The sequence below is a fragment of the Polaromonas sp. CF318 genome, assembly GCF_000282655.1.
Classification (GTDB): Bacteria; Pseudomonadota; Gammaproteobacteria; order Burkholderiales; family Burkholderiaceae_C; genus Polaromonas.
The window spans coordinates 20164-30772 of the sequence record NZ_AKIV01000024.1 but is presented as its reverse complement, the minus strand read 5'-3'; the positions used below and the strand labels follow the sequence as shown (position 1 = coordinate 30772).

At 63.7% G+C, this 10609-nt stretch carries 11 protein-coding genes; 4 read left to right on the top strand and 7 right to left on the bottom strand.

Annotated elements, in window-relative coordinates; translation table 11 throughout:
• Positions 1 to 41 precede the first annotated feature (41 nt).
• Genes PMI15_RS03695 through PMI15_RS03680 form a run of 4 tightly spaced genes read right to left on the bottom strand, consistent with a single transcriptional unit; the run spans position 42 to position 3349 of the window.
• Positions 42 to 1343, bottom strand: a complete 1302-nt coding sequence (locus PMI15_RS03695) for a TRAP transporter large permease (protein WP_007863848.1) — start codon at positions 1341 to 1343, stop codon at positions 42 to 44.
• A complete protein-coding gene (locus PMI15_RS03690; protein WP_007863847.1) occupies positions 1340 to 1840 on the bottom strand; it encodes a TRAP transporter small permease in 501 nt (166 codons plus the stop codon). The genes PMI15_RS03695 and PMI15_RS03690 overlap by 4 nt, the downstream gene beginning before the upstream one ends.
• A 10-nt stretch (positions 1841 to 1850) precedes the next feature.
• Entirely contained in the window at positions 1851 to 2852 is a 1002-nt protein-coding gene (gene dctP, locus PMI15_RS03685; protein ID WP_007863846.1) for a TRAP transporter substrate-binding protein DctP, read from the bottom strand.
• A gap of 50 nt (positions 2853 to 2902) precedes the next feature.
• Positions 2903 to 3349: a type II 3-dehydroquinate dehydratase gene (locus PMI15_RS03680; RefSeq protein WP_007863845.1), complete on the bottom strand. Its 447-nt coding sequence runs from the start codon at positions 3347 to 3349 to the stop codon at positions 2903 to 2905.
• A gap of 95 nt (positions 3350 to 3444) precedes the next feature.
• On the opposite strand from PMI15_RS03680, the gene PMI15_RS03675 reads away from it, so the two are divergent.
• The 3 genes from PMI15_RS03675 to PMI15_RS03665 all read left to right on the top strand — a co-directional run bounded on the left by PMI15_RS03675 (position 3445) and on the right by PMI15_RS03665 (position 5481).
• Positions 3445 to 4239, top strand: a complete 795-nt coding sequence (locus tag PMI15_RS03675; RefSeq protein ID WP_007863842.1) for an IclR family transcriptional regulator — start codon at positions 3445 to 3447, stop codon at positions 4237 to 4239.
• A 28-nt stretch (positions 4240 to 4267) separates the two neighbouring features.
• Positions 4268 to 4621 (top strand): hypothetical protein, encoded by a 354-nt coding sequence (locus PMI15_RS03670; RefSeq protein WP_007863840.1) that lies wholly within the window; start codon positions 4268 to 4270, stop codon positions 4619 to 4621.
• Between the two features lie 125 nt (positions 4622 to 4746).
• Positions 4747 to 5481 (top strand): ABC transporter substrate-binding protein, encoded by a 735-nt coding sequence (locus tag PMI15_RS03665; protein WP_007863838.1) that lies wholly within the window; start codon positions 4747 to 4749, stop codon positions 5479 to 5481.
• Positions 5482 to 5733: 252 nt separating this feature from the next.
• Here the strand turns inward: PMI15_RS03665 and PMI15_RS03660 are convergent, their stop codons facing one another.
• The 3 genes from PMI15_RS03660 to PMI15_RS03650 form a co-directional block, all read right to left on the bottom strand.
• On the bottom strand, positions 5734 to 6882 hold the full coding sequence (locus PMI15_RS03660) for an ABC transporter substrate-binding protein (RefSeq protein ID WP_007863836.1): 1149 nt from the start codon (positions 6880 to 6882) through the stop codon (positions 5734 to 5736).
• Between the two features lie 75 nt (positions 6883 to 6957).
• Positions 6958 to 8385 carry an MmgE/PrpD family protein gene (locus PMI15_RS03655; protein WP_007863834.1) on the bottom strand — a complete coding sequence of 476 codons (1428 nt, stop codon included), beginning with the start codon at positions 8383 to 8385 and terminating at the stop codon, positions 6958 to 6960.
• A 109-nt stretch (positions 8386 to 8494) separates the two neighbouring features.
• A complete protein-coding gene (locus PMI15_RS03650; protein WP_007863832.1) occupies positions 8495 to 9469 on the bottom strand; it encodes a tripartite tricarboxylate transporter substrate binding protein in 975 nt (324 codons plus the stop codon).
• 177 nt (positions 9470 to 9646) lie between these two features.
• Between PMI15_RS03650 and PMI15_RS03645 the strand changes: the two genes are divergently transcribed.
• The gene (locus PMI15_RS03645) at positions 9647 to 10537 is read left to right on the top strand and encodes a LysR substrate-binding domain-containing protein (protein ID WP_007863830.1); all 891 of its coding nucleotides are present in this window, start codon (positions 9647 to 9649) and stop codon (positions 10535 to 10537) included.
• Positions 10538 to 10609: the final 72 nt, after the last annotated feature.

The window sequence follows — 10609 nt, the reverse complement described above, 5'->3', positions numbered from 1 at the left end:
CGCTGTTCGAGGTGGGCGGGCAATACCGGCGGAATATGTAGTCAGCCCGTATATCCCGCCATGCGCGGCAGCCACAGCACCATGCCCGGCCAGAAGGTCACGAGCGCCAATGCGCCGAGCATGACGAGCAGGTAGGGCCAGACCTCCACCATCAGCTCGGAGAACGAGACATCGGCGATCTTCATCATCATGAAGAGCAGCAGCCCATACGGCGGCGTCACCAGCCCGATCATGATATTGAGCACCGCCATCACGCCGAAATGCACCGGGTCGATGCCCAGCGCCACCGCGGTGGGCAGCAGCACCGGCAGGATGATCAGGATGATGGTCGAGCCTTCAAGAAAGGCTCCCAGCACCAGCAGGATGGCATTGACCAGCAGCAGGAAGGTGAGCGGCGTCATTTCCAGGCCCTTGAGCATGCCGCTCAGGTAGGTGGGGATATTTTCCGAGGTGATGACATAGTTGAACACCAGCGCACCGGCGATCAGCATGCCGATGGAGATGCTCATCTTCGCGCTGGACAGCAGCGAATCGTAAATATCAGACCAGCGCATGCTGCGGTACAGGCCGGCGGAAATCAGCAACGCGTAGGCGGCCGCAACGCCCGCCGCCTCGGTCGGCGTGGTGATGCCGCTGTACAGGCAGCCCAGCAGGATCACCGGCAGCATCAGCGCAGGGAAGGCCTCTTTGGTGATGCGCGGCATCTCGGACAGCGGCACCTTCTCCTCCACCGGGAAGCCGCGCCGCTTGGCCTGGAACCAGATCAGCACCATCTGCACCACGCCCAGCAACAGGCCGGGCAGCACACCGCCGATGAACAGGTAGCCGATGGACGTGCCCGACACCAGCGCATACAGCACCATGGGTATGGACGGCGGCAGGATGGGCCCGATCACCGACGACACGGCGCTCAGCGCCGCGGCGAAGCCCGGCGTGTACTTTCCCTCGCGGGTCATCATCACCTGCATGACTTTGCCCGAACCGGCGGCGTCCGCCAGGGCCGAGCCCGACATGCTGGCGAAGACCACGCTCTGCAGCACGTTCACCTGCGCCAGGCCGCCCGGGAAGCGGCCGACGATGGCATTGCAAAAGCGCAGCAGCCGGTCCATGACGCTGCCCGTACTCATGAAGGTGGCGGCCAGGATGAACAGCGGGATGGCCAGCAACAGGAAGCTGGAATAGGTGCCGTTGAGCAGTTGCTCGGCCGCGGCGCCGACGTCCATGCCTTTCATGGAGAGGTAGAGCACGGAGCCGGCGATCATGGCCAGGCCGATAGGCGCACCGAGCAGGCTCAGGGCGACGATGGCGATGATCGCCAGCGAAAAGGGACTTGTAAGATTCATAGGGCGGACGCTGAAGACGGCATGTCGCGGGTGGCTTTGTCAGGCCCGCGTATCAGCTGGCGCACCGCGCGGAGGATGACCGCCACGACGAAAACAATGTAGATGGAATAGGTGATGTCCATGCGGACACCGAGGTAGGAACTCTTCTCGACCTTCATGAAGGTGACATAGCTCCACGCGCCGGGCAAGGACATGCCGAACAGCACGATGATGGCGATTGCCACGACGCCGCCGATCACCCGGCGCGTGCGGTAGCTCCCGCGCGAGGTAAGCAAGTCGATGCGGATCTCCTCGTCGTCTTTCAGCACAAAGGCCGCGCCCCACAGCACCAGCCACAGCCAGGCCGCAAGCGACAGCTCGGTGGTCCAGCCCACGGGCCAGTTGAACAGGTAGCGCATGACGATCTGCACCAGGAAGGCAACAAAGATCACCGCCAGCAGGCCGGCCGCCACCGCTTCGGCGAAGCGGTGCAGCGGTTTCAGGATACGGGTCAGCATGGGCGGCGTGTCACTTCATGGCGTTGATCTGCGCCAGCAGGCCGGCCGGCCAGGCCTTGGCTTCGTCGGAGGCCAGGTACACCTTCTGCGCATGCTCGCGGAAGGCGGCGATGTTGGGCACGTAGACATCGAGCCCGCCCTTGCGAAAGCTCTCGGCCAGTTCGGCCTCGCGCTTCTGGTGCTCGGCGGTGCTCCAGGCGATGGCCTTGTCCGCTGCGGCCTGGAAGGCGCGCTGCTTGGCCGGCGACATGCCGGCCCAGGTCTTCATGTTGACCGTGAGCACGTCAAAACCCACCAGGTGCGAGGTCAGCACCAGCTGGCCCATCACCTCGTTGAACTTCATGTTCTGCACGTTGGGCAGAGGATTGTCCTGGCCGTCGATGGCGCCGGTCTGCAAGCCGGTGTAGGTCTCCGCGTAGGCCATGGGCGTGGGGTTGGCGCCCAGCGAGCGGCCCAGCAGCTGCCAGGCGTCGCCGGGGGGCATGCGCAGCTTCACACCGGCCAGGTCGGCGGGCGTGTTGATCTTCTTCTTGCCCTTCAGGCCGACGTGGCGCGTGCCGAAAAAGGTCGGGCCGAGGATTTTCACCTTCAGCTGGTCTTCCACCATCTTCTTCATCTGCGCACCTTGCTCGCTGGCGAAGAAGGTGTTGAGGTGGTTGGCATCGCGGAACAGGTAGGCCGAGGTCAGGATGGACCAGGCCGGCACCTGCTTGGAAATGTCCTGCGGCGCGATATTGCCCATCTCCAGGTTGTCGCGCTGCAGCGCGACCAGCTCGGTGCCCTGGCGGAACAGCGTGGAGTTCAGGTGCATCTCGACCTTGAAGTCAGCAGCGACTTCTTTCGCGAACTGGTTCATCATCTCGGCGCGGATGTCCTTGTCGGAGAACACGGCGGCGAAGCGGATGGTGGCGGGGGCCTGGGCCCAGGCCGGCAGGCTGGCGGCGGCTGCCAGTATGGCGCCCGCACCCAGCAGCGAGCGCCGGGCGATGGGGCGTTGGATGGAATGGTTCATGGTTGTCTCCTTTATGTATTGGGTGAAGTGACGGGTGAAGCAATCGGGCTCTACATACAGGCCAGGCGCTGCGCGAGCGCCCGTAGCGCCAGCTCGTAACCGAACGGGCCGAAGCCGCAAATGACGCCTGTGGCCGCCAGCGACACCAGCGAGTTCTGGTACAGCGCGTCACGGCGGTGGATATTCGTGACATGCACCTCGGCAATCGGCTGGTCCAGCGTCTTGAGCGCGTCCAGCACCGGGATGGAGCGAAACGACAGCCCGGCCGGGTTGATGACGAGGGCGGCCGCCTTCTCACGCGCCTCCTGCACCCAGTCCACCATCACGCCCTCATGGTTGGTCTGCCGGAACTCGCAGGCATAGCCCAGCTCGTCCACCACGCGGCGGCACAGTTGCTCCACCTGCGCCAGCGTCGTGGAGCCGTAGAGATGCGGCTCGCGCACGCCCAGCAGGTTGAGGTTGGGCCCGTTTAAAACGTAAATCACTTTCGATGGCATGGCATTCCTCGCAGGGGCCTTTCATGGACGCGACCCGATTCTTGCCCCGCTGTGCCACAATCTTTCCAGACTGGAAACTCTTTCCACATGACGATATGAGCAATGCCCTTGACCGCGGCTTCACCGTGCTGGAGCACCTGGCGCACTACCCGCAGGGCTCGCCGCTGTCGCTGATCGCGACGGAACTGGACATACCGCTGAGCGCCTGCCACCGCGTGCTGGTGGACCTGCAACGCTTGGGCTATGTGCGCCAGGCCCGCAAACAGGGCGAGTACGTGCTCACGACCAAGGTGGTGTCGCTGGGGCTGGGCTTTCTGAGCAGCGCAGGCATCGTCAACATCGCCGAGCCGCTGCTGGAACGGCTGGCGCAAACCTCGGGCGAGCTGGTGCGACTGTCCATCGTCGACGAAGACCGCCTCACCTTTGTGGCCAAGGCGCAGGGCCAGCGGCAGTCGGGCCTGCGCTACGACCCGGACATGGGCATGGATGTGCGCCTGTCGTGCACCTCGTCCGGGCACGCCTGGCTGATGACGCTCAGCGACGAACGCGCGCTGGAACTCGTCAGCAAACAAGGTTTCGGCACACCGGCGCAATACGGGCCGAAGGCACCCACCACCATCAAGGCGCTGCTCGGCTTCCTGCACGCGGCGCGGGTGCGCGGCTACGCGATGATCGACGAAGTGTTTGCGCCGGGCATGTCGGCCATGGCCGTGCCGGTGTTCCACCGCAAGGCGGCCATCGGCGTCATCAGCATCGCGGGGCCACGCACGCGCCTCACCGGCGAGCGCATGCATGAGCTGGCGCCGGCGCTACAGGCCGCGAGTGCCGAGCTGGGGCCGATCAGCAACGCGTCGACCTTGTTTGGAAAGCCGCCCTTAGGCAAGGGCTGAGCAGGAAAACGCGAGGAAGCACAGCTTGATGCGCAAAGCCGTCATTTCCACCCTCGCCGTTTTCTTCGCCGGCACGACCCTGCTGGCTTTCTGGGTCAAGCTCGAACACAGGCCGGTGGAAGCCATCGCAGCGACCCACGCCTACATCGAAAACGCGGCCGCCGACCCAGGCTGGAAAGACCGGCTGCGCCGCTGTGTCAACCCAACCTCGTTCACGCCCTTCCAGACCAAAGGCAACCGCCTTCGCCGCCTGGCCGGCAACACAGATCCGGATCCACCAGAAGTCACCGTCGACTTTTTTGACTGCTCGGTTCGCTTCTACCTGCGCAAGCAGAAGTCCGGATCCTGGCAGGTCTACAAGGTGCAAAGTCATGCAGGCTAGGATCTGGTCCCCTTGAATCTGCTCGGTCTGCCGGGGCGCAGGCGCAATAAACAGTGCCTTTCCAACACGCTGCACAATCCGAAGAAAATCACCAAAATCCTCGCCACCTGAAAAAGGAAACCCCGATGGCTACCAACGCCTCGCTTGCCAAGCTGTTCGCGCCGACCGGAACGCTGCGCGCCTCGATCAACCTGGGCAATCCCATCCTCGCCAATGCAGACCCGGCCACGGGCGCGCCCTTCGGCGTGTCCATAGACCTGGCGAAAGCCTTTGCGCTACGGCTGGGGGTGCCCCTGGAATTGGTGGTGATGGACACCGCGGGCAAGTCCGTGCAGGCGGTGAACGAGGAGCGCGCCGATTTCGGTTTTTTTGCGATCGACCCGGTGCGCGGCAAAGAGATTGCGTTCACCGCGCCCTATGTGCTGATCGAGGGCTGCTACCTGGTGCGCGAGGAATCTCCGTTAAGCACGAATGAAGAGGTGGACCAGGCCGGCCGCCGCGTGGCGGTTGGCCTGGGCAGCGCCTATGACCTGTTTCTGACCCGGGAGCTCAAGCATGCCGAAATCGTCAGGGCGCCAAGCTCGCCGACCACGGTGGCCACTTTTGTGGAACAAAACCTTGATGTCGCGGCCGGCGTCAAGCAGCAGCTGGAGGCCGATGCCCGGCAGAGGGGCGGCTTGCGCCTGCTGCCGGGCCATTTCATGGTGATACGGCAGGCCATGGGCGTGCCCAAGACGCGCGGCGAAGCGGCCGCCGATGCGCTGAGGGCCTTTGTCGAAGAAATGAAGGCCAGCGGTTTTGTGGCCGAAGCCCTGGCGCGCCATGGCATAGAAGGCGCCGCGGTCGCGCCGCCAGGCTAAAGCTTCAGGGTCAGCCGCCGCCAGGCGCCTTCCCGCTGGTCCTCTGCAAGCACCTGGACGACTAAACCAATGATTTGGCCATAAAGCCGGAATTAGCTTGTTTAACTTTCGACCAGACTCCGCCTGACTTTTGTGACAAGAAAAACCAGGCACTGACTTCATACCATGCTCTTGGCGAAATTCTTGATACACCCTATGAAAGAGCTGGTTGTGAATGCAAGTCCCTCGCTGATCCAAGGCAAGTTTTTTCAACTATTGACGGATCCTGCCGGTACTGGTGACGATGGATAGCTCGACAAAGCTGGAGCCGGAGTGCTGTCCAGGTTTAAAGCTGATCACGTAACCACCAAGGTCAAAACTGCTCATGCTGTCCAAGGCCAGAACGGTCCCTTCGCGGCTGGGCCTGCCGCTTTGGCGACGTATCGCCTCAGAGATGACGCGAGCGGCGATGTAGCCCTCCATCATGGCGTAGCTCACAGGCACCTCCAGGTTGCGTGTCCTGGCCGCAGTGTCGGTAAATTCCTTGACCAGCTGGCTGGAGACCTTGTACGGACTTGGCGTCACCTGGGCGATAGTCACACCTTGCATCTGCTCCGGAGACAGCCGCTTCGAAAGCTGCTCGATGTCGGCACCCGAATGTGCAAGCAGTTGAGCCGCGCCACCAGCGATACGGTACTTCTCAATAAAGCCGGCCGCAGCAGCCCCACTGGAAATCATGATGATCGCCTGCGGCTGCATGTTGATGAAGGTGTCCACGGCATCGGTGACGTTGACCGTGTTGGCGACGTAGGAGGCGCGTCCTTCGATCGTTGCCTTGACTTTCCTGGCCGCGTCCTCGGCCGCGGCGATTGCCGCAGTCGAGCCCGGCCCAGCCTCATGGAACAACCCCAGGCGCTTGATCCCAATGGTGGCCAAATGCTCAATGAGTTTGGAAATCTCGTCGCGCAGGCCTGCCCGCACGCCATACAGATATGGAGCGTCCGGCTGAATCTCCGAAGTACGGTAGCCCACCAGGGCGATCTTCTCTTTTGCCAAAACCCCCGCAGACACCAGGTCGGCGACATTCTTGCCGCCAAAGTAGCCGGCCAGGACCAGCGGCTTATCTTCAGCCATCATCTGCCTGGTCAAAGTCACCGTGTCGTTGGGCACTCCTCCATCATCCTTGCGTAAGAGTGTGAACTTATGACCGTTGATACCGCCGGCCTTGTTCATGGCGGTGAAATGCAATTGCATGCCGGCGGCATAAGCGCGGCCCTGGCCGGCCTCCGGCCCTGACATGGGGCCGACTTGGCCCACTACGATCTCTGCGGCGAATATCGGACCGGCTCCCGTCAAAAAGCCCACCACGGTCAGTGCCATCAGTATCTTGACGAAAGCCAACGATAAACAACGGTTGCGCATGGTGAGAGTTCCTTTTGTGCTGCGGCCACCGTCAGGTTCGGGTCTGCCTGAGCAGGGGCTGAATTCAATGGGAGGTCAATGAGGCGTGCCCGACCCGCCTCGCAGTCGGCCAAAACGCGTACCGTCGTCGACCTGAGCTTCGAACTGGAGTAGTGCCAGCAGTGGACGGACCTTGACGCCTTGCGGGCTAGCCAGGTTGTCGCGAAGGGGTACCAAGCGCTCTTGCGGAAGGATGCCCCTTGTGCATTGTTCGAATTTGGCTTGCCGCTCCAACGCCGAAAACGGATTCAGAAATGACCCTTTGGCGTGGTGAACTACGCGCTGCAGGTGTCGTCCGTCCTTCAGGGTCACGACGGTGGTGTGGGGAAGCAGTTCCGTCGCGGTTTCTCCGCGCGTCGAATCCAGGCGCATTTCGACGCGTGGCATGAGGCGTCGCGTCGCATCGTCCTGCACCGCTTGCGGCGTGAAGTCGGCCAACGTGACTGTGCCGTAACGGAGCATCGTTGCCACCGCGTAGGGCATGGAGAACATGGCCTCACGCGGATCCCGGGGTTCCGGATATTTGAGGTTCACCAGGTTGACGCGCCCGACCCGTGTTTCGACACGCTCCACGTCCTCCATGCCGAATCGGTGTTCGGTGGCGAGGGCATGCAACGCGTCCAGGCAGCGGTGTGTGGACGCGCAGTTGGGATACAGCTTGAATCCCAGGCCGTGGCTGTCGATCGCCAGCGGGCCATCGTTGACTGCAGTCATGGACCGCCAGTCGGCCGCCAAGCTCCCGGCATAGAGTGCCCCGAAACCATGCGGGCCTTCCAGGGCTTTGTCGCTGCCGGTGACGCCTGAGGCCGCAAGCGATGCGGCCAGCACACCGCCTTGAGCCGCCAGTCCGGCATGCACGGGTTTCGTGTCGGTGCCGAACTGGACCTTGGGTCCAGCCGCCATGGAAACGGCCAGGCTGAGGGCGTGCGCCATCCTGCCAGCGTCCAGCCCAAGCAGCCTGGCGCAAGCGGCTGCGGCAGCAATCACGCCAATGGTTTGAGTGCCATGCCAGCCTTTTTCGGCATGGGACCGGTCCATCGCCATCCCGACGCGGGCCATCACCTCACTCCCGACGATCAGCGCGTCCAGCACTGCGTCCAGCGTGGCGTCGATCTCGTGGGCTTGTGCCAGAAGGGCTGGGATCACAGCGCAGCCAAAATGGCCGCCAGCGACGAAAAACATCTCATCCAGCTCCCGTGCATGGGCGGCGGTGCCGTTGGCCAGCGCGCTGAAGGCGGCACAAGTCCCGGTGCTGCTGCCCACCATCGGGACCGGACCCGCGATGGCGCGCAATCCCGCCCGTACCGAGGCGCAAACCGGGTCCCCGGCACCGGCCACCATGGCAGCAATGGTGTCCTCCAGGGAGTGCTCCGCCGTGCGCAGGGTGGATTCACCCCATTGATGGGGGACCGTGGCGGCCCAGTGCGCGAGAACCTGGGTAGCGGGGACGGGGGAACTGGGCATGCTTGTCCTTGGGGCGTGTTTTGGTATGTGGTTGCGCCTGTCAGCGCAAGCGGGTGTGGAGCGAATGGCAGACACGCGGCAGCAGGTCTACGCCAGAAGGCAAGCAAGCTCAGTCAAGCTTCACTCCGGCGTTACGGATGACGTCACCCCATTTTTTGGCCTCGCTGTCGATGTGCGCCTTGAAAGCCTCGGGCGTTCCGCCGAGCGCGACCTGCCCCACTTGCGCGAATTCGGCTTTGGTCGCAGGTGCCTGCAGCCAGTTGTTGATCTCGCGGTTCAGGCGCAGGACCACGGGCCGGGGGGTGCCGGCAGGCGCCACAATACCCCCCCAGGCCACCACCTCGAACCCGGCAATGCCCGCCTCCTCCATCGTCGGGACATCGGGCAGCAGCGCCGAGCGCCGCTTACTGGTGACCGCAAGCGCACGCACCTTGTTGGACTTGATGGCGCCCACCATGGACGGCAGGTTGTCGAACATGAAATCGATCTGCCCGCCGACCAGGTCGGTCTGCGCCTGCGGCGCGCCGCGGTAGGGAATGTGGTTGAAGCTGATGCCAGCCTTCTCTTTGAGGATTTCGCCGCTGAGGTGGCTGGTGGTGCCGTTGCCACCCGAGCCCATGGCCAGGCGGCCCGGCTGGCTCTTGGCATAGCTGATCAACTCGCGCACCGAGCCTGCGGGCAGGCCCTGGCGGACCACCAGCACATTGGGCACCTGCGAGAGCACGGCCACCGGCACCAGGTCCTTGTCGGGGTCGTAGGGCATCTTGGCGATCAGGCCGCGGTTGATCGCCATGGTCACGATGTTGCCGAAGCCCAGCGTGTAGCCATCGGGCTTGGCTGTGGCCACTGCCTGCATGGCAATGGTGCCTGCCGCACCGGGGCGGTTCTCGACGATCACCGATTGCTTGAGCTTGTCCTGAAGGTAGAAGGCCAGTTTGCGGCTGGTCTGGTCGGGCGTGCCGCCGGCGGCCGAGGGCACGATCAGCTTGATGGGCTGGACGGCGGGCCAGTCTGCCGCCAGGGCGGTGCCGGCCAGCGCGGCCACCGCCAACAGCAGCGCATGGCGTGTTTGAAATTTCAGCATCTGTGACTCCAACGTTCTGTTCTTGATGGGCTGCCCACTGGGGCACCCGGAATATCAGGCATGCACGCCAGCCTGTCCAACGGAATAAACGCATGCCCCCCTGCATTTATTTCATGCCGGCGCAGCCTTTTCCATTGCGGGCGAACGGACGCCATGCCAATAATGGCCGTAACTGCCATGAAATATCCGACGCAACGCCACCTGCCCTCCATCGTCAACCTCAACACCTTCGAGGTGATTGCACGGCGCCTGAGCATCACTGCCGCAGCGGATGAACTGGGCCTGACGCAAAGCGCGGTGAGCCGCCAGCTGTCGGACCTGGAGGGCTTTGTCGGCGTTGCCCTGTGCCGGCGCACAACCAGCGGGATGGAACTGACGGTCGACGGTGCCAGCTACCTGCGGCGGGTGCGCACCCTGCTGGACGAGCTGGAGTCAGCAACCATCGCTGCGTCCATGGGCTCCATGCCCGGCAAGATATTGCGGCTGTCTGTGCCGACCACCTTTGGCACGCTATGGGCTATGCCGCGGCTGTGTGCCTTTGCCATCGCGCACCGGCAGATCCAGCTGGACGTGGCCACGCATACCGGGCCCATCAGCATGCGCGACTCGGGGCTGGACGCGGCCATCATCCACTGCGAAGGGCCGGAGCCCGGCTGCGTGGCCGACCTGCTGCACCCCCTGCACTCCTTTCCTCTTGCGGCGCCCACCTTGAGCCGGCTGGCGGCGCCGCTGACGGGCACGCAAATGGCCGCGCTGCCCTTGCTGCACCAGACCATGGCACCCAACTCATGGCCGGCCTACCTGCGGCAGCTGGGTGCGTCTGTGGAAGTCCCGATGCCGGGCGCCCACTACGGTCTGCTGTCGCTTGCATTGACGGCAGCAGAGGCCGGTCTGGGCGTCGCGTTGGTGCCAGACTACGTGAGCGCATCGGCGCTGCAGGCCGGGCGCCTGGTCAAGCTGAACGACAAGCCCTTCATTTCGCCGCGCAATTACTTTCTGGTGACGACCCATGAGCGCGCCAAGGCGCCGGTGATCCAGTCGCTGCGCCAGTGGCTGACCGGCCCTTGAGGCTCCGGCGGCGACCTCCCGAATGAGGCAGAGACGGCCGGAGCAAGAGCTCTCGTGGCCAATCTCATCAGA

Excerpts from the sequence above, each read along its gene's own strand:
- PMI15_RS03650 (WP_007863832.1), bottom strand. The coding sequence starts at position 9,469 with ATGCTGAAATTTCAAACACGCCATGCGCTGCTGTTGGCGGTGGCCGCG.
- PMI15_RS03690 (WP_007863847.1), bottom strand. The coding sequence starts at position 1,840 with ATGCTGACCCGTATCCTGAAACCGCTGCACCGCTTCGCCGAAGCGGTG.
- PMI15_RS03670 (WP_007863840.1), top strand. The coding sequence starts at position 4,268 with ATGCGCAAAGCCGTCATTTCCACCCTCGCCGTTTTCTTCGCCGGCACG.
- PMI15_RS03695 (WP_007863848.1), bottom strand. The coding sequence starts at position 1,343 with ATGAATCTTACAAGTCCCTTTTCGCTGGCGATCATCGCCATCGTCGCC.
- PMI15_RS03665 (WP_007863838.1), top strand. The coding sequence starts at position 4,747 with ATGGCTACCAACGCCTCGCTTGCCAAGCTGTTCGCGCCGACCGGAACG.
- PMI15_RS03645 (WP_007863830.1), top strand. The coding sequence starts at position 9,647 with ATGAAATATCCGACGCAACGCCACCTGCCCTCCATCGTCAACCTCAAC.
- dctP (WP_007863846.1), bottom strand. The coding sequence starts at position 2,852 with ATGAACCATTCCATCCAACGCCCCATCGCCCGGCGCTCGCTGCTGGGT.
- PMI15_RS03680 (WP_007863845.1), bottom strand. The coding sequence starts at position 3,349 with ATGCCATCGAAAGTGATTTACGTTTTAAACGGGCCCAACCTCAACCTG.
- PMI15_RS03655 (WP_007863834.1), bottom strand. The coding sequence starts at position 8,385 with ATGCCCAGTTCCCCCGTCCCCGCTACCCAGGTTCTCGCGCACTGGGCC.
- PMI15_RS03675 (WP_007863842.1), top strand. The coding sequence starts at position 3,445 with ATGAGCAATGCCCTTGACCGCGGCTTCACCGTGCTGGAGCACCTGGCG.
- PMI15_RS03660 (WP_007863836.1), bottom strand. The coding sequence starts at position 6,882 with ATGCGCAACCGTTGTTTATCGTTGGCTTTCGTCAAGATACTGATGGCA.